The following is a 16,679-nucleotide window of genomic DNA, read 5'->3' on the forward strand; positions in this document are numbered from 1 at the left end:
GGTTGCCCCGGCTGCCGTTTCCGCACTCACCGCGGGGTGGGAGGCCGGGCGTGAGCGCCCTCGCGGCGCGCGTCGCCGCCATCGTCCCGTGCAAGGACGAGGCCGACCGCATCGCCGCGACCGTCGCCGCCGTGGCGGCGCTCCCCCAGGTGGCCACGGTCGTCGTCGTCGACGACGGCAGCACCGACGACACCGCGGCCGTCGCCCGCGAGGCCGGCGCCGACGTCGTCAGCCACCCCCGCAACCGGGGCAAGGCCGCAGCGCTCGAGAGCGGCATCCGCCGGGTCCGCGAGCTCGAGGCCGAGGCGGCCCGCCGCGACCCCGGCGAGGCCTGGCGGTCGGCCCTGCTCTTCGTCGACGGCGACCTCCAGGAGACCGCGGCCAACCTCGGCGTCCTCACCGACGCCGTCCTCGCCGGCGAGGCCGACATGACGATCGCGACCCTCCCGGCGCAGCTCAAGGCGGGTGGAGGCCGCGGCCTCGTCGTCGGCCTGGCCCGCCGCGGCATCGAGCACCTCACCGGTTTCCGTGCGGTGCAGCCCCTCTCGGGGATGCGCTGCCTCAGCCCGCGCGCCGTCGACGCCGCCAGCCCGCTCGCCCGCGGGTGGGGGGTCGAGACCGCCCTGACCGTCGACGTCCTGCGGGCGGGGCTCACCGTCCTCGAGGTGCCCTGCGAGCTCCAGCACCGGGTCAGCGGCACCGACTGGCGCGGCCAGGTGCACCGGGCCCAGCAGTACCGCGACGTGTGGCTCGCCCTCGTCCGGCGCGGCTGGCGGCCGTGGCAGCAGGGCTGAGCACCGCGCCGACCCGCTCGGCGACGACCACGGCGCGGCGGGTCCTCCTCACCCTGTCCGTCGGCCTGCTGCTTCTCGTCGGGCTCTCCGCCCCGAACGCCGCCCAGCCCGACCTCGCCCCGCGCGGCTGGGCACCCGGGACGCTCCTGCCACTCGCGCTCGGCCCCGCCGCGGTCACGGCAGTCCTCTGGCTCGCCTACCTCGCGGGCGGTGCGGCCGTCCTCCTCGGCCTGCGGCAGCGCGCCGCGGCCCTGGGGTCGTGGGCCGTCCCCGCGGGGATCGGCGTTCTCGCCCTGCTCACCGCCCCCTTCGGCTCGGGCGACCACGTCAGCTACCTCGCCTACGGGCGCATCCTCGTCACGGGCGGCGACCCGTGGGTCGAGCGGCCCGTCGACTGGGGTGGCGGCCTCGACCCCGTGACGAGCCGGGTGGAGGCGCCCTGGACCGAGGAGCCCAGCGTCTACGGCCCGTTCGGCACCCTCCTGCACGGCCTGTCCGCCCTCCTCGGTGGCGACCACCTGCGCCAGGGCGTCTGGGCCTGGCAGGTCCTCGTCGTCCTCGCCTGGCTGGCCGTGCGCGCCCTGCTGCGCCGCGTCCTCGACGACGACGCCCACGGGCGCATCGACGTCCTGTGGACCCTCAACCCGCTCGTCCTCGGGGTCGGCGTCCTCGGCGCGCACATCGACGTCGTGGCCGCGGCCCTCGTGGTGGCGGCCGTGGCCGTCCTGCGCTGGCGGGCGGATGCCGTGGGCACGGCCGCCGCCGGGGCCCTCGTCGCCCTCGCCGGCTCGACCAAGATCACCTACGGCGTCGTGGCCGTCGGCATCGTCGGGGCCTGGTGGTTCACCGGCACGCGCGGCCGGGCGCTCGCGCAGCGCACCGCCGCCCTCGTCGTCGGCCTCGTCGTCGTGGGCGGCGCGCTGCAGGCCTGGGCCGGCCCGCACGTCTACGACCAGCTGCTGCGCAGCCGCCAGGCCGTCTCGCTCGCCACCCCCTGGCGCCCGCTGCTCGAGTGGGGGCGCGACATGGTCGGGAACGCGCCCACGCGCCTCCTCATCAGCGTCGCCGCGGCCCTGCTGGCGGTGGCCCTCGCCGCCTGCCTCGTCCGGCTCACCCGGCCCGCCGCCGCCCACGACCCGGTCGCTGCGGCGCTGTGGCTGACCGCATGCCTCGGGTTCGCCTACTCGCTCGCGGCCCCCTACTCGCTGCCCTGGTACGACCTGCTCGTGTGGTGCGCCCTGCCCGCCGTCGCCGCCGGCCCGGTCGACGTCCTCGCCCTGCTGCGCCTCGTGGCGCTCGGTCTCGCCTACGTGCCGGGCCGCGTCCTCGGGATGACGCCGGCCGTCGAGGACGTGACGCTCGGCGTCCGCCGTGGGATCGTGCCGTGGGTGGGGCTCGCGCTGTGGGTGCTCGTCAGCGTCGCCGGCGTGCGGCGCGGGTCGTGGCCGCGGAGCGGGCTTCCTCGACGAGGGCGTTGAGCGCCACCGAGACGATGAGCGGCACCGCGAGGGTCGCACCCACGGCCGGGATGGCCACGCCCGAGTCGTTGACGAGGAAGCCGATCGTCAGCGCGGTCAGCAGCGCCACGAGCCCGGCGCGCAGCGTCGGCGCCTGCTCGTAGGACCGGCGCATCGCCCGCGACCCCCACGAGGTGGGCCGCGCCATCAGGTAGATGACGAAGAGCAGCGCCGCCGGGACGAGCAGGGTCAGCGGCATGTTCGAGGTGAGGATCGTCCAGTTCTGCTCGGCCTTGCGCACGACGATGTCGACCGCGTTGCCGTCGATGACCGCCTGCACGAAGTTGCCCAGGTGGGTGCGGCGCTCGGGGCCGCGCAGCCAGTCGGCCACCGCGACGACGACTGACAGCCCGACCACCCCGCCGCCGATGACGAGCGCCCGCCTCCACGTGAGCCTCAGCCCCAGCACGGCCAGGACGAGGTACGCGATCGCCGGGAGGAGGGCGGGTGGGCCGCCACCGTCGGCGCCCCAGAACGGCAGGCCGTCGACGAGGATCGCGAACACGCCCAGGGTCGCGACCGCGATGGCCGCCGTGCGTCGCTGCCCGGCGAGGACGAGCGCCGACGACACCGCCGTGGCCAGCAGGATGACGGCCGTCGCGTAGAGCGCGAAGGTGGGGTTCCCCATCCCGTAGAAGCGCCCGGCGACCACCGGCTGCAGGCCCATCAGCGACGACAGCTGCAGCCGCGCCCCGGTCATCACGTCGGCGGTGAGGACGAGGATCGTCATCAGCGACACGAACGCCATCGGCCCCAGGGCCCACCGCGCCCACGGCCCGCGCAGCGCGGCCGTCGCGATGATCGCGACGAAGAGGCCGACCGCCGCGACCACCGAGACCATCGGGACGGCGAAGCGCCACCACGGCAGGAGGTTGGCCAGGAAGGTCGACACCGGCACGGCCGACGCCACGACGGCGACGACGCGCACCCGCTGGAGGACGGTGACGCGGGTCTTCTCCGACCCCAGCCGCCCCTTCCAGACGAGGAGGACGAGGAGGTAGATGGCGAGCTGGCCGTAGGCGAAGACGGTGAAGAACGGCTCGACGAGGCCGTGGACCTCGTGGCTCGCCTCGTCGTAGTCGACGAGCGAGGTGAGGCGGTCGTCGGCGCGGCGCTCGGAGTTGTCGGGGGCCGGCTCGCTGACGAGGGGTGAGCCGCCGAGTCCGGGGGGCACCGGCAGCCCGACGGTCGACAGCACGGTGGCGGTGAGGTCGGGGGCCTGGGCCAGGCCGCTCTGGTGCGTGGAGTCGGAGACGAGCAGGCCCGGGCCGAAGTGCGGGCCGCGGGCCACGACGAGCCGCAGCCGCTCGCTCTTCCCGGCGTCGGACAGTGAGCCGACGACGTAGTCCGCCCCGTTGGGCCCGGCCTCGACGACCTGGCCGATGCGGGCGTCGATCTCGCGCAGCTGGTCGGCGCGCGAGCGCGGGCGCGGCTCGCCCTGCGCGACGTCGGTGGGGTCGCGCAGCGAGCCGACGTCGACGAGCGTCACGGGGCAGGCGTTGAGGTCCTCGAGGAGGTTCTGGGCGTCGAAGGCCATGGGCTGCTCGACCGAGCCGTCGGCCCGGGCTCCCCCGACCGCCGCCCACGCGCCCACGGTGCGCACGCACACCTGCTGCTGGGCCGCGGTGGTCCCGATGAGGCCCAGGCGGGTGTCGAAGCGCTCGCCCTCGGCGGCGGAGACGAAGGTCGACCACCCCTGGACCTGGTCGTTCACGACCATCGGCGCCTCGGCGCACGGCCGGTCGGCGGGGTTCGAGGCGTCGCCGGTGCGGGGGGCGGCGGCGCGTCCTCCGGCCGAGAGGCCGAGCCAGCCGTCGGCCGGGCAGGTGTTGGAGTACACCGAGCGCACCGACAGGGCCGCGGACGAGCCGTCGCGCAGCAGCAGCCACAGGTTGGGGGTGTCCTTGCGGCTGACGTCGGCCCACCCGATGCCGCCCGTGCCGATGACGACGACGGCGCCGGTGGGCTGGGCCCGTGGCTGCGCGCCCGAGGTCGCGCTCGAGGCAGGCGACCACCCGATGACGAGCCCCACGACCACGGTCGCGAGGGCGACCGTGAGGGCGAGGGCTCTGCGCAGCACGGGCTCAGGGTACGCAACCGGGCCGGGCGTCCCGGACCCGAGACCCACGTGTCGGCCCGGTGCCTGGGCCGGGGCGGCGACCGGGACAATGGGCCGGTGAGCAGCCCCACGACCCAGCGCGTCCTCCGGTACCGGTGGCCGCTCGCCGTGGCCGTCGTCGTCCTCGCGGCCCTGCCGGCGGTGCTGCGCTACCTCGTCTTCTGGCCGCTCGACCAGTGGCAGATCGACGTCGAGGTCTACCGCGAGGCGGGCGTCTCCATCCTCAACGGGCGGCCCGTCTACGCGGCCATGACCGAGCCGCCCCAGCTCCTGGCCTTCACCTACCCGCCGTTCGCGGCGATCGTCGCCATCCCGCTGGCGTTCCTGCCGTTCGGCGTCGTCGGGTGGCTGTGGACGGCGCTGCAGGTCCTCGCCACCACCGCCACGGTCTGGTACGCCGGGTACCGCCTCATCCACCGCACCGGTGCCTGGATGCCGCTCGCGCTCGCCGCCCTCACCGCGCCGATGCTGTGGCTGCACCCGGTCGGCGACGGCATCCGGTTCGGGCAGGTCAACGCGTTCATCGTGCTGCTGTGCCTCATGGACCTGCGCGAGCCGCGTCCGGGGGTGCTGTCGCGGGTGCCGCGGGGGGTGCTCGTGGGGCTGGCGATGGCGGTGAAGCTGACGCCGGGCGTGTTCGTCGTCCACTTCCTCGTGACGCGGCGCTGGAAGGAGGCGGCGACGGCCGTCGGGACCGCCGTGGGCGTGACGGTCGGTTCGTGGGTGCTGCTGCCGCAGGCGTCGTTCGCGTTCTGGGGCGGCGCGCTGCAGGACCCCGCGCGTCTCGGGCCCAACGCCGGCACCGCGAACCAGTCGATCCGCGGCTTCCTCCTGCGGCTGGGGCCCGAGGGCCTGCCGGGGACGGCGCTGTGGCTGGTCCTCGTGGCGGCGGTGGGCGGGTTCGGGTTCTGGCTGGCGCGGCGCCGCTACCTCGAGGGCGACTCCATCGGCGAGGTCGCGGTGGTCGGCCTGATGGCGTGCCTGCTGTCGCCCGTGGCGTGGATCCACCACTACCACTGGCTCGTCGTCGGGATCTTCGCGCTGCTGGGGGCCGACCCGCTGCGCGAGCGGTTCCGGCTGTGGGCGGCGCTGTTCGTCACGGTGTTCTTCACCCTGCGGCTGCCCTGGTGGGGCATCGACTGGCTCGCGCACCGCGACTGGCCCGAGCTGCCGGCCCGCATCCTCCAGAACGCCGACGTCGCCGGGGGCCTGGCGGCGCTGTACCTGCTGTGGTGGGTCGGGCGTGGGGTGGTGGCCCCGCCGGGTCGAGGTGAAACCCGACCGGCTGAGGGTGGGGTTTCACCTCGAACGGATGAGGTGGCCCGCGGGTCGAGGTGATCCGCTACCGCCGCAGCGTCGGGTTCCATCTCGACCCGACGGGCGGCGCGGTGGAATGCCGGGGCGGTGGACGATGACGACCGCCTAGCCTGAGGCGCATGTCCCTGGCGCCCAACCCGCTCGAGCTGCTGGCCCTGGCCGTGCCGCTCCTGCTCGTCGTGGGGTCGGTGGTGGCCGTGGTCGTCCTGCTCCGGCGCAGTGCCGAGCTCCGGCGCCGGGTGCACGCGCTCGAGCAGCACCGGCCCGCAGGCGACGCCGACCTCGCCGCCCTGCGCGCCGACCTCGGCCAGGCGCTGCGCCACGTGGCGGTCGTCCGCTACGACGCGTTCGGCGACATGGGCGGGCGGCTCAGCTTCAGCGCCGCCGTGGTCGACGACCGCGGCGACGGGCTCGTCTTCAGCTCGATCCACGCGCGCACCGAGTCGCGCACCTACGCCAAGGGCGTCGTCGGCGGCAGGTCCGACGCCACCCTGACCCCCGAGGAGCAGCAGGCCCTCGCGGCCGCCCGCACCGGTGAGGAGTCCTCGTGACCCGTTTCGGCTTCCTCGGCCCCGAGGGGACGTTCACCTCGATGGCGCTCGACGGCTGGGCGCCCGCCTCCGCCGCCGGCGCCTCCCGTGAGCCATTCGGCTCGGTCGACGCCGCCCTCGCCGCCCTGCGCGCCGGGGCGATCGACGGCGCGATGGTCCCCATCGAGAACTCGGTGGAGGGCGGGGTCTCGGCCACGCTCGACGCCCTCGCCAGCGGTGAGCCCCTCGTCGTCACCGGCGAGGTCCTCGTCCCCATCACCTTCGTCCTCGCGGCCCGCGCCGGGGTGGGGCTCGACGATGTCCGCGCCGTCGGCACCCACTCGCACGCGTGGGCCCAGGTGCGCGGATGGATGGGGGCGCACCTCCCGTCCGCGGCGTACGTCCCGACGCTGTCGACCGCGGCGGCCGCCGAGGGGCTCGAGCGCGGTGGCCAGCCCTACGACGCCGCGGTGTGCGCGCCTGCCGCAGCCCGGCTGCACGGCCTCGAGGTGCTCGCCGACGGCATCGGGGACATGAGCACGGCGGTCACCCGCTTCGTCCTCGTCGCCCGGCCCGGGACGCTGCCCGAGCCCACCGGCGCCGACAAGACCACCGTCGTGCTCTTCCAGCGCGACGACCACGCGGGCGGCCTCCTCGACCTCCTCGAGCAGTTCGCCGCCCGCGGCATCAACATGACCCGGCTCGAGTCGCGCCCCACCAAGGCCTCGATGGGCTCGTACTGCTTCTCCATCGACCTCGAGGGCCACGTCCTCGACGAGCGCATCGGCGAGGCCCTCATGGGGCTGAAGCGGATCTGCGCCGAGGTCCGCTTCCTCGGCTCCTACGCCCGCGCCGACCGCCAGCAGGCGAGCATCGCACCCCTCACCGGCGACGCCGACTTCACCGCCGCCCGGTCCTGGCTCGAGGCCATTCGCACCGGCCGCTCCTGACCCACCCCCACCCCTCGCAACTCATTGCGCTCGGTGAACGCGACACGCCGGTGTGCGCGTTCACCCAGCGCCATCAGTCGCGGTTGGTCGGGGGGAGCTGGGTGAACCACTCGAGGAGGCCGTGGGCGTCGTCGGTCGTGCCGGCCGGCTCGAAGCCCGCGCGCCGCGCCACGGCGATCGACTCCGGGTTGTCCGGCGCGGCTCGGATGACGAACGCCGCCACCTCGCGCCGAGCGAGCTCGAGGCGCGTCGCCAGCCGGACGGCCCGCACGGCGTACCCGCGCCCGCGCCATCCGGGGTAGAGCGCGTAGGTGAGGTTGACCTGCCCGTCGCGCAGGTAGTCCAGTCCCCGCTGGATGCCGACGCAGCCGGCCAGCTCGCCCGACGCCACGTCCACGACGCCGAGGTCCACGACCTCGCCCGCTTCCTCCCACGCCTGCGCGTTGCCGACGAGCCACTGCGCCACGTCGGCCTCGCGGGGCGGTTCACCGCCGCCGAGCCGCTCGTTGATGAGGACGTCGCAGCCGGCGAGGTGCGCGGCCGTGTCGTCGATGACGAGGGGCCGCAGCCCGATGGTGCCGTCATCGAGGAGGAGCGTCATGCCGCCCGACCGTACGCGCACAAGACTCCCGACTCATTGCGGGCCACCCACCTGCGCAGGCCCTCCAGAGGCGGTTTCAGGTGGGTGGATCGCCATCAGTCGGAGGTGAAGGGGCGCAGCCTCAGGACGTGGGCTCGGCGGACTCGTGCTCGAGGCCGAGCCACCGCTGGGCGCCCTGCGGGTCGACCCAGTTGATGTAGAGGTAGGGACCGGACAGCTCGACCTTCGGGCGGGCCGCGGCCATCGCGAACAGCCACGTCTCCTGCTCCATCAGCGGCGGCTCGCAGCCCATCATCGTCGACATCAGCGGACCCACGACGAGGTGTGAGTCGTCGACCTCCACCGTCCCGCTGCCCACGTTGCACCCCGTCTCCACGGCCAGCCGGTCGTCCTCGAACCGCAGCCGCACCTCGCCGACGACCGCGGCCGGCGCCCCCACCGAGTTCACCACCCGCCACGACCCCGCGAGCTCGGCCACGTCCTCCACCGGCACCGACCCGTTCGCGTTGTCGGACCGCCCACCGAGCACGGTCGACGCGATGACCACCCCCACCGCGACCACCGCCACGACGGCGAGCACCGCGACGACTGCCACCACCGTCGACAGCCGGGTGGTTCGCGGCGAGTCCGGCGCGGCCGGAGGGGTGGTCGTCGGGTGCGTCATCGCGGTCCCCTGTCGGCTCGGGTGGAGGTGTCCGCCTGCTCGGATGCACCACCGCCCGCTCCGGTTCCCGCGATCCCCTCCCCAGGCGGCTCGTGGCCCTCGGGCCAGGGGGCGGCGTTGGCGGCGACCCAGGCGTCGACCTCGGCCCAGCGGGCGTCGAGCCAGGCCGAGAAGGCGTCGGCGTCGTCGGGCACGTCGGCCGCCGCGTACGTCCACGTCTTCACGAGGAACGGCCGGTCGGTGAACGGCAGCGCCGCCCACACCAGCCGCGGCGTCGACAGGTGCCCCAGCCCGGCGTGGGCGATGACCATGACGTCGGCGTCGGGTCGCGACGACCGGGCCGCCCACGCGCCCCGCGTCATCGGCGGGAGGACGTGGCGCAGCCCCTCGGCCGTGCGCGCCCGGGCCTCGTCACCGCGCGAGCGCAGCCGGGCGATGATCTTGGCCCGCCGCGACGGGGTCCAGTTCTGGCCCTCGGGGAAGATGAGGAAGACGTCGTCGGGCTCGAGCGACGACGCCATCCGCCGCACCCCCTCGAGCCGGTCGCCACCCGCGCCCGAGGACGCCGGCACGAAGAACGCCCCGAGCCGGGTGAGGATCGTGTCCAGGCCCGGGTCCCACCGCAGCGACTCGGCGAGGACGATGCGCGGCAGCCGCCCGGCCGTGCGCGCCAGCAGCCACGCGACGGCCAGCGAGTTGAACGGCCCCGCGTGCCGCGCCAACGCGATGAGCGGCTTGCCCTCGGCCCCGAAGTGCATCCGGTCGGTGAGCCTCACCTCGAACCCGAGCCACCGCCGCGCGTAGAACATCAGCGAGTCGAGGAAGGTCGACAGCAGCCGCTCGTGCGCGCCGCGCCACTCGGGGGCCGAGCGGTCGGGGTGCCGCGACGACAGCGCCCAGCAGCCCACGAGCATCCGGATGTCGACCCACAGCAGGAGGATCGCCGCGCACGACGCCCGGAACAGCCGTCCCTTGCGGTCGACCGCGACGAGGAACGCCCCCACGACGACGACCGGCGCCATCAGCCCGGTGAGCACCACCGCCAGCACGGGGTAGAGCACGTGCATGGCACGCCGCACCATCGGCGGCGGTGGGGGGATGCTGCGGGCGCCCATCAGAGCACTCCCTCGAGGTAGTCGCGGGTCGCGGTGTGCGCGTGGTCCATCCGCTCGCGCATCCGGGCGGCGCGGGCGCGGGAGATCGAGATGTTGGGGGCGTCGGTGGTGCCGCTGGGCAGGACGTGCAGCTCGACGTCGTCGGGGACGGTCTCCATCTCGTGGACGAAGCGGTGCCGGCGGCCGATCTCGAACGCGACCATGCCCACCTCCCACGGCGTCCGCGGCACGGTGAGGGGCTGCTCGATCCGCCCCACCTGCAGCACGTAGATCCGCGTCGCGCCCAGGGCCAGCGCCCGCCCGACCGGGATGGAGTGGACCAGCCCGCCGTCGAGGTAGTGGCGCCCGTCGATGACGACCGGCGGGAACAGCCCCGGCACCGAGCACGACGCCACGACCGGGTCGGTGACCTCGCCCTCGGAGAACCAGTGGCCGCCCGCGTCCTCGATGCACGCGGCGACGCACTGGAACGGCACCTCGAGCCCGTCGAACGTCGACACCGGCAGGTACTGCCCGATGACGTGGCGCAGCGGGGCGTTCGACAGCAGGTGGGTGCGGTACTTCGCGACCCGCGCGGCCTGGCGCACCGGGTTCTCGAGGAAGACGCCGTCGCGCACGACCGCCTCCCACACCTCGGCGAGCCGCGCCGCCCCCTCCACCCCGGGGTCGGCCGCGACGAAGGCGCCGTTGAGCGCACCGATGCTCGTTCCCAGCACGAGGTCGGGCCGGACGCCCGCCTCGGCGAGGGCCCGCACCATCCCCACCTGGGTCGACCCCAGGACCCCCCCGCCGCCGAGGACGTAGGCGGTCAGCTCGTCGCGCGGCATGGGCCCCAGCGTAGGGGTGGCCCCGCGCCGGTAGCCTGCGTCCATGGGCGGCGCGGCGATCTTCGACCTCGACCGCACGCTGCTGCAGGGAGGCACGGGTCCCCTGCTGTCGCGGGCGATGTACGACCTCGGCGTCGTCACGCGCAAGCTGCCCGGTGAGAAGTACCTCTACGGGCTGTTCGACACCCTCGGCGAGAACCTCCCCTCGATCATCCTGGCCCGCCAGGCGACCCTCGTCGCGCGCGGTCGTGACGGCGCCTCCTTCGACGAGGCGGCCCTCCAGGCGGCCGAGGCCATCGCCGCGGTCATCCACCCGTTCGCGCTCACGCTCATCGAGCAGCACAAGGCCGCCGGGCGACCGGTCGTCCTCGCCACCACCACGCCGTACCACCTGATCCGGCCGCTGGCCGAGCGCCTCGGCATCGACCACGTCATCGCCACCCGCTACAACCTCACCGAGGACGGGCGCTTCGACGGTTCTCTCGCAGGGCGATTCGTGTGGTCACGGGGCAAGCTGGCCGCGGTGCGCGAGTGGGCCACCGAGAACGACATCGACCTCGAGGACTCGTTCGCCTACTCCGACTCGATCTACGACCTGCCACTGCTCAGCGCCGTCGGCCACCCCTCGGCGGTCAACCCCGACCCGCGCCTGTCGGTCTACGCGGTGGCGCGCGGCTGGCCCATCGTCCACTTCGACGTCTCCCCGGGGGTGCTCAAGGTGCCGGTCATCGGGGTCGAGCTGCAGCGGCTGCTGTTCCTCTCGATGCCGTCGTTCGCGACGCCCTACGCGCGCTTCGACGTCGGCGGCACGCAGAACATCCCGCGCACCGGGCCGGCCATCCTCGTCGGCAACCACCGCTCGTACTTCGACATCCCGGCGATGATCCAGATGATGCGGCCCACCGGTCGCACCGGCCGGATCCTCGCGAAGAAGGAGCTCTTCGACGTCCCCGTCGTCGGGGCGCTCGCGACGGCGCTCGGCGGCATCGCGGTCGACCGCACCAAGGGCGGCACCGAGTCGTTCGAGCAGGCGGTCCTCGCGCTCGAGGGTGGCGAGATGGTCTGCCTCCTCCCCCAGGGGACGATCCCGCGCGGCCGGGCCTTCTACGACCCGGTGCTCAAGGGGCGCACGGGCGCGGCGCGGCTGGCCGCCATCACCGGCGCCCCCGTCATCCCGTTCGGGGTGTGGGGCTCCGAGCACGTGTGGCCGCGCTCGTCGCCGGTGCCGCGGGTGCTCAACCTCACCGACCCGCCGACCGTGCGGGTGCGGGTGGGTCCGGCGGTGGAGGGGCTCACGCTCGGCCCGCGCTCGGCGGCCGCCGACACCCGCCGGATCATGGCCGCCATCGTCGACTGCCTGCCGCCTGAGGCCCGCGAGGAGCGCGAGCCCACCGAGGACGAGATCCGGCTCGCGACCCCCGGTCGCTGAAGAGGGGTCCCCGGCCACCGAACCTCCGCGGTGGCGCCCGACACCGGGCGGCCTCCCGGAGGTTCGGCGCCCTCCCGATGAGGCCGCGCCGCACCGGTCGCTGTGGGGCCGATGTGACCTCCCTGTGTGGCGGTGCTCATGCCGCGCCGCGGGATTTGACGCGGGCCCGTGACTTAGGCTTACCTCAGTGAGGTTGCCCTAACCCAGCACGGTCGGTACGGACGGAGTGAAGCGTCGGATGTTCGCCAGCAATGCCCTCATCGGGCTGCGGGAAGGCCTCGAGGCCGCCCTCGTCGTCGTCATCCTGCTCGCCTTCCTCACCAAGACCGGCCGCGGCTGGGCGAGCCGCTACGTGTGGCTCGGGGTCGGCTCGGCCATCGCCCTGTCCGTGGCGATCGGCGCGCTGCTCACCTACGGCACCCGGCAGCTGACCTTCGAGGCCCAGGAGCTCATCGGCGGCACGGCCAGCATCATCGCCGTCGGCTTCGTCACCGCCATGGTCTTCTGGATGAAGGGCGCCGCCCGCACCATCTCCGGCGAGCTCAAGGGCCGCCTCGACCGCGCGCTCGAGCTCGGCCCGCTCGCCATCGCCCTCGTCGGGTTCCTCGGCGTCGGCCGCGAGGGCCTGGAGACCGCGATCTTCTTCTACGCCACCGCGCAGGCGGCCGGGGCGGGCAACAACCTCCCTCTCGTCGGTTGGCTCGTCGGCTTCGCCGGGGCGATCGTCCTGGGCTACCTGATGTACCGCGGCGTGCTGAAGATCAACCTGTCGAGGTTCTTCCGCTGGACCGGTGTCGGGCTCGTCCTCGTCGCCGGCGGGATCCTGTCGTACGGCGTCCACGACCTCCAGGAGGCGCGCTTCCTCCCGGGCCTCGGCACCCTCGCGTTCGACGTCTCCTCGGTCGTCGACCCCACGTCCTGGTACGCCGTCCTGCTCAAGGGCACCCTCAACTTCACCCCGCAGACGACCGTGCTGCAGGCCGTGGTCTGGGTCGCGTACGTCGTGACCGTCCTCTACCTCTTCCTCCGCCCCGCACGCCCGGCCGCCACGGCCGCCGTGACCTCGGGCGCGACCTCTGCACCGGCCCGCCCCACCGCGGCCTGAACCCCGAAACCCGCTCCAGGAGAACGACTGTGACCCCCCGACCGCTCGCGCTCGCCGCGGCTCTCGCCCTCCCTGCCACCCTGCTGCTCACCGGGTGCACCGCCAAGGAGGCCGCCTCCACGGCCGGTGGGAAGGGCCCGATCACGGTGTCCGCCACCGACTCCGAGTGCACCGTGTCGCGCGCCGAGGCCCCCGCCGGCAAGGTGTCCTTCACCGTGAGCAACACGGGGAGCAAGGTCAACGAGTTCTACGTCTACGCCGAGGGCGACCGGATCATGGGCGAGGTCGAGAACATCAGCCCCGGCCTCACCCGCAGCTTCATCGTCGAGCTCGCCGAGCCGGGCGCGTACCAGACCGCCTGCAAGCCGGGGATGGTCGGCGACGGCATCCGCGCCCCCTTCACCGTCACGGGCCAGTCGGCCGCCGCCAAGTCCGACGACCAGCGCCTCGCCGCCGCCACGGCCGAGTACCAGCGCTACGTCGCCAGCCAGTCCGACGCCTTCCTCGCCGAGACCACGAAGTTCGTCGCGCTCGTCAAGGCCGGCAAGGTCGACGAGGCCAAGGCGCTGTACCCCACCGCGCGCTCGTACTGGGAGCGCATCGAGCCCGTGGCCGAGTCCTTCGGTGACCTCGACCCGATGATCGACGGCCGCGCCGAGGTCGTCGACGAGGGCATGGAGTTCACCGGCTACCACCGCCTCGAGCAGGACCTCTGGGAGAAGGGCCTCCAGCCCGACTCGGGGAAGATCGCCGACAAGCTCCTCGTCGACGTCACCGAGCTCGTGGCCAAGGCGAAGGCGGTCGAGCTGAACCCGCTGCAGCTGGCCAACGGCTCGAAGGCCCTCCTCGACGAGATGGCCACCGGCAAGATCACCGGCGAGGAGGAGCGGTACAGCCACACCGACCTCTGGGACTTCGAGGCGAACTTCGAGGGGTCCAAGGCCGCGATCCAGGCGCTGCGCCCCTTCCTCAAGGAGGCCGACCCGGACCTCGTCGAGGCCATCGACACCCGTGGCACGGCCCTCGCCGCGCTCATCGAGAAGCACCGCGAGGGTGACGGCTTCGTCCTCTACACCGACCTGACGCCCGCCGATGTCAAGGCGCTCACCGAGGCGCTCGACGCCTTCGCCCAGCCGGTGTCCACCGTCGCCGGCGTGGTCGCCGAGGGGTGAGGCCGGTGACCGCCTCCACCCGCCGTTCCGTCCTCCTCGGGGGCGCGGGCGCCGCTGCCGCCGGTGTCGCCGCCGGGCTCGGCTGGGCCGCCCACGCCGCCACCGACGGGTCCACGGCCGCGGCCACCACGCCGGATGCCGGCGTCGTGGCCTTCCGCGGGTCGCGGCAGGCCGGCATCACCACGGCCGCCCAGGACCGGTTGCACTTCGTGGCCCTCGACGTCATCACCGACGACCCCGACGAGCTGCGCGACCTCCTCACCCGCTGGACCCGCGCGGCCGAGCGGATGACGGCCGGCGCCGAGGCGACCCCCGTGGGCGCCGTCGGCGGGGGTCAGTGGAAGGTGCCCGAGGACACCGGTGAGGCGCTCGACCTCGCGCCGGGCCACCTCACGGTGACCATCGGCTACGGCCCGTCGCTGTTCGACGAGCGGTTCGGGCTGGCCGACCGGCGCCCCGAGGCGCTGCGCGAGCTCCCCGCCTTCGCGGGCGACGACCTCGACCCGGCCAAGTCCGGCGGCGACCTCTGCATCCAGGCCTGCGCCGACGACCCCCAGGTCGCGGTGCACGCGGTGCGCAACCTCATCCGGATGGGCTTCGGCATCGTCTCGGTCCGCTGGAGCCAGCTCGGCTTCGGGCGCACCTCCTCGACGACGCAGGCCCAGAAGACGCCCCGCAACCTGTTCGGCTTCAAGGACGGGACGGCCAACATCAAGGCCGAGGACACCGCCGCGCTCGACCAGCACGTGTGGGTCGCGCCGTCCGACGTGCCCGCCGGCGCCGCATGGATGGCGGGGGGCTCGTACCTCGTCGCCCGCCGGATCCGGATGCACATCGAGGTGTGGGACCGCAGCCCGCTCGCCGACCAGGAGCAGACGATCGGCCGCGACAAGAAGGTCGGCGCCCCGCTCGGGCGCAAGGCCGAGTTCGACGAGCCGGACTTCGCCGCCAAGGGCCTCGACAGCGAGCCGGCCATCCCCGTCGACTCGCACGTGCGGCTCGCGCACCACTCGAACCTCGACGGCGTGCGGATCCTGCGCCGCGGCTACAACTTCACCGACGGCAGCGACGGCCAGGGCCATCTCGACGCGGGCCTGTTCTTCCTCGCGTTCGTGCGCGACGCCCACCGGCAGTTCGTCCCGATGCAGCGGGCGCTGGCGAAGTCCGACGTCCTCAACGAGTACATCGAGCACACCGGCTCGGCCCTGTTCGCCTGCCCGCCCGGGCTCGCCCAGGGCGCCGACTGGGGCACCCAGCTCTTCGCCTGAGTGGCGTCCACCTGCGGTTTCGCCGTTCCTGCTGCACGACCGGGCCGTCCTCGGCATCCTGTGTGTTCGTGAGCGAGAACTACCTGAGGGTCATCCCGAGCGACCCGTGGTGGCAGCCTGCCCCCGAGGCGGCCGGCGCGGCCGCGCACCTGGTCGAGGAGCTGCTGACGAGCGGCGGCGGCACCGTCGACGAGGTCGGCGTCGACCACTACGACCGCGTGACGATCATCGACGCCGGGGTGAACACCTCCTCGATGGTGTGCTCGGCGTGCAGGTTCGTCAGCGACGAGTCGTTCCTCATGGACTTCATCGAGCGCCACCCCGACGGCCTCGACCGGCTGGACGTCTGGGTGCCCTGCTGCGGTGCCGTCGTCCCCATCACGTCCCTGCGGTTCGACTGGCCGATCGGGTTCGCGCGGTTCGAGGTGAGCGCGCGCGGCCCCTCGCAGTCCTGGCTCACGGTCGAGCAGCTGCAGCAGGTCGAGAAGGTCCTGGGCCACCCGGTGTACCAGGTCCTCGCGCACTACTGACGGCGCGTTGTCCCACCGATGACGCGGTTGTCGCCATCGGACCGGGGTGTACCTGCGCCATCCGCGGACTTCTGCGCCATGGGTGGTGACGTCCGCGGCCCCGGCCTCCCGCGCACCTAGCCTGAGGACGTGGCGACGGGTGGCAGTCGGAGGACGCGGGCGGCGCGCAAGCGCTCGAAGCGGATGGCGCGCGTCGAGCACGACCTCACCGCACCGCAGTGGGCCGCCCTCACCGACGCGTGGGGCGGCTGCGCCTACTGCGGCGCCTCCGACCGCGCCCTCCAGAAGGACTGCGTGCTGCCGATCTCGCGCGGTGGTCGGTACACGCTCGAGAACGTCGTGCCCGCCTGCGCCGCCTGCAACGCGAGCAAGTGCAACGACGAGGTGACGGCCTGGATGCGGCGAAAGCGGCTGGACGAGAAGGCCTTCCTCGTCCGCCAGTACGAGGTGCGCCTCGCCCTCCGGTCAGTGCAGTCGCTCGATGCCGGTGGTCACGGCACGGCGGTCCCCAGCACCGGGATGGAGAGCGTGTCGACCACCGTCGAGGTCGTCGGGTCGGCCGCAGTCGCGATGAGCTCGCCGACGGCGTGCCAGCCGATGAAGCCCTGCGTGGGCGAGAACCGGACGACCGCGTAGCAGCTGGCACCTGCGCCGAGGACCTCCCCCGGGGAGAACACCGGGCACGTCTGGCCGGGCATCAGGCCGAACCCGAAGTCGTCGGGCAGCCCTCCGGTGACGAGG

16 protein-coding genes are annotated in these 16,679 nt (G+C 74.0%); 11 read left to right on the top strand and 5 right to left on the bottom strand.

Translation table 11 applies throughout. The annotated features are described in order from the left end of the window. Positions 1–50 precede the first annotated feature (50 nt). Together ACFLFB_RS01135 and ACFLFB_RS01140 are read left to right on the top strand one after the other, a co-directional pair. On the top strand, positions 51–794 hold the full coding sequence (locus tag ACFLFB_RS01135; RefSeq protein ID WP_392543868.1) for a glycosyltransferase family 2 protein: 744 nt from the start codon (positions 51–53) through the stop codon (positions 792–794). Then, positions 779–2,272 (top strand): hypothetical protein, encoded by a 1,494-nt coding sequence (locus tag ACFLFB_RS01140; protein WP_392543869.1) that lies wholly within the window; start codon positions 779–781, stop codon positions 2,270–2,272. Before ACFLFB_RS01135 ends, ACFLFB_RS01140 begins: the two co-directional genes overlap by 16 nt. On the opposite strand, the gene ACFLFB_RS01145 is transcribed toward ACFLFB_RS01140, so the two are convergent. After that, positions 2,208–4,391: a hypothetical protein gene (locus ACFLFB_RS01145; protein ID WP_392543870.1), complete on the bottom strand. Its 2,184-nt coding sequence runs from the start codon at positions 4,389–4,391 to the stop codon at positions 2,208–2,210. The genes ACFLFB_RS01140 and ACFLFB_RS01145 overlap by 65 nt on opposite strands. A gap of 96 nt (positions 4,392–4,487) precedes the next feature. Between ACFLFB_RS01145 and ACFLFB_RS01150 the strand changes: the two genes are divergently transcribed. From ACFLFB_RS01150 to pheA, 3 genes are all read left to right on the top strand, one after another. Continuing rightward, positions 4,488–5,768: a glycosyltransferase 87 family protein gene (locus ACFLFB_RS01150; RefSeq protein ID WP_392543871.1), complete on the top strand. Its 1,281-nt coding sequence runs from the start codon at positions 4,488–4,490 to the stop codon at positions 5,766–5,768. A gap of 98 nt (positions 5,769–5,866) precedes the next feature. Then, positions 5,867–6,298 carry a DUF4446 family protein gene (locus ACFLFB_RS01155; protein ID WP_392543872.1) on the top strand — a complete coding sequence of 144 codons (432 nt, stop codon included), beginning with the start codon at positions 5,867–5,869 and terminating at the stop codon, positions 6,296–6,298. Then, entirely contained in the window at positions 6,295–7,227 is a 933-nt protein-coding gene (gene pheA / locus ACFLFB_RS01160; RefSeq protein ID WP_392543873.1) for a prephenate dehydratase, read from the top strand. The genes ACFLFB_RS01155 and pheA overlap by 4 nt, the downstream gene beginning before the upstream one ends. 73 nt (positions 7,228–7,300) lie before the next feature. Here pheA and ACFLFB_RS01165 read toward each other — a convergent pair whose 3' ends face one another. The 4 genes from ACFLFB_RS01165 to ACFLFB_RS01180 form a co-directional block, all read right to left on the bottom strand. Continuing rightward, a complete protein-coding gene (locus ACFLFB_RS01165; RefSeq protein WP_392543874.1) occupies positions 7,301–7,828 on the bottom strand; it encodes a GNAT family N-acetyltransferase in 528 nt (175 codons plus the stop codon). A 121-nt stretch (positions 7,829–7,949) separates the two neighbouring features. After that, the gene (locus tag ACFLFB_RS01170) at positions 7,950–8,492 is read right to left on the bottom strand and encodes an META domain-containing protein (protein WP_392543875.1); all 543 of its coding nucleotides are present in this window, start codon (positions 8,490–8,492) and stop codon (positions 7,950–7,952) included. Beyond that, positions 8,489–9,607, bottom strand: a complete 1,119-nt coding sequence (locus ACFLFB_RS01175; protein ID WP_392543876.1) for a 1-acyl-sn-glycerol-3-phosphate acyltransferase — start codon at positions 9,605–9,607, stop codon at positions 8,489–8,491. Before ACFLFB_RS01175 ends, ACFLFB_RS01170 begins: the two co-directional genes overlap by 4 nt. Beyond that, complete coding sequence (locus ACFLFB_RS01180) at positions 9,607–10,434, bottom strand: patatin-like phospholipase family protein (RefSeq protein ID WP_392543877.1); 828 nt, start codon at positions 10,432–10,434, stop codon at positions 9,607–9,609. Before ACFLFB_RS01180 ends, ACFLFB_RS01175 begins: the two co-directional genes overlap by 1 nt. Positions 10,435–10,477: 43 nt before the next feature. On the opposite strand from ACFLFB_RS01180, the gene ACFLFB_RS01185 reads away from it, so the two are divergent. The 6 genes from ACFLFB_RS01185 (at position 10,478) to ACFLFB_RS01210 (ending at position 16,574) form a co-directional block, all read left to right on the top strand. Then, positions 10,478–11,863, top strand: coding sequence for an HAD-IB family hydrolase (locus tag ACFLFB_RS01185; protein ID WP_392543878.1), 1,386 nt, complete (start codon positions 10,478–10,480; stop codon positions 11,861–11,863). A gap of 238 nt (positions 11,864–12,101) precedes the next feature. Continuing rightward, positions 12,102–12,968: an iron uptake transporter permease EfeU gene (gene efeU, locus ACFLFB_RS01190; protein ID WP_392543879.1), complete on the top strand. Its 867-nt coding sequence runs from the start codon at positions 12,102–12,104 to the stop codon at positions 12,966–12,968. Positions 12,969–12,997: 29 nt separating this feature from the next. Continuing rightward, positions 12,998–14,140, top strand: coding sequence for an iron uptake system protein EfeO (gene efeO, locus ACFLFB_RS01195; protein ID WP_392543880.1), 1,143 nt, complete (start codon positions 12,998–13,000; stop codon positions 14,138–14,140). A gap of 5 nt (positions 14,141–14,145) precedes the next feature. Continuing rightward, positions 14,146–15,408, top strand: coding sequence for an iron uptake transporter deferrochelatase/peroxidase subunit (efeB, locus tag ACFLFB_RS01200; protein WP_392543881.1), 1,263 nt, complete (start codon positions 14,146–14,148; stop codon positions 15,406–15,408). A gap of 68 nt (positions 15,409–15,476) precedes the next feature. Beyond that, on the top strand, positions 15,477–15,938 hold the full coding sequence (locus ACFLFB_RS01205) for a hypothetical protein (RefSeq protein ID WP_392543882.1): 462 nt from the start codon (positions 15,477–15,479) through the stop codon (positions 15,936–15,938). Positions 15,939–16,067: 129 nt separating this feature from the next. Beyond that, complete coding sequence (locus ACFLFB_RS01210) at positions 16,068–16,574, top strand: HNH endonuclease (protein ID WP_392543883.1); 507 nt, start codon at positions 16,068–16,070, stop codon at positions 16,572–16,574. Positions 16,575–16,679 lie beyond the last annotated feature (105 nt).

Source organism: Oryzobacter telluris, assembly GCF_043099285.1.
GTDB lineage: Bacteria > Actinomycetota > Actinomycetes > Actinomycetales > Dermatophilaceae > Oryzobacter > Oryzobacter telluris.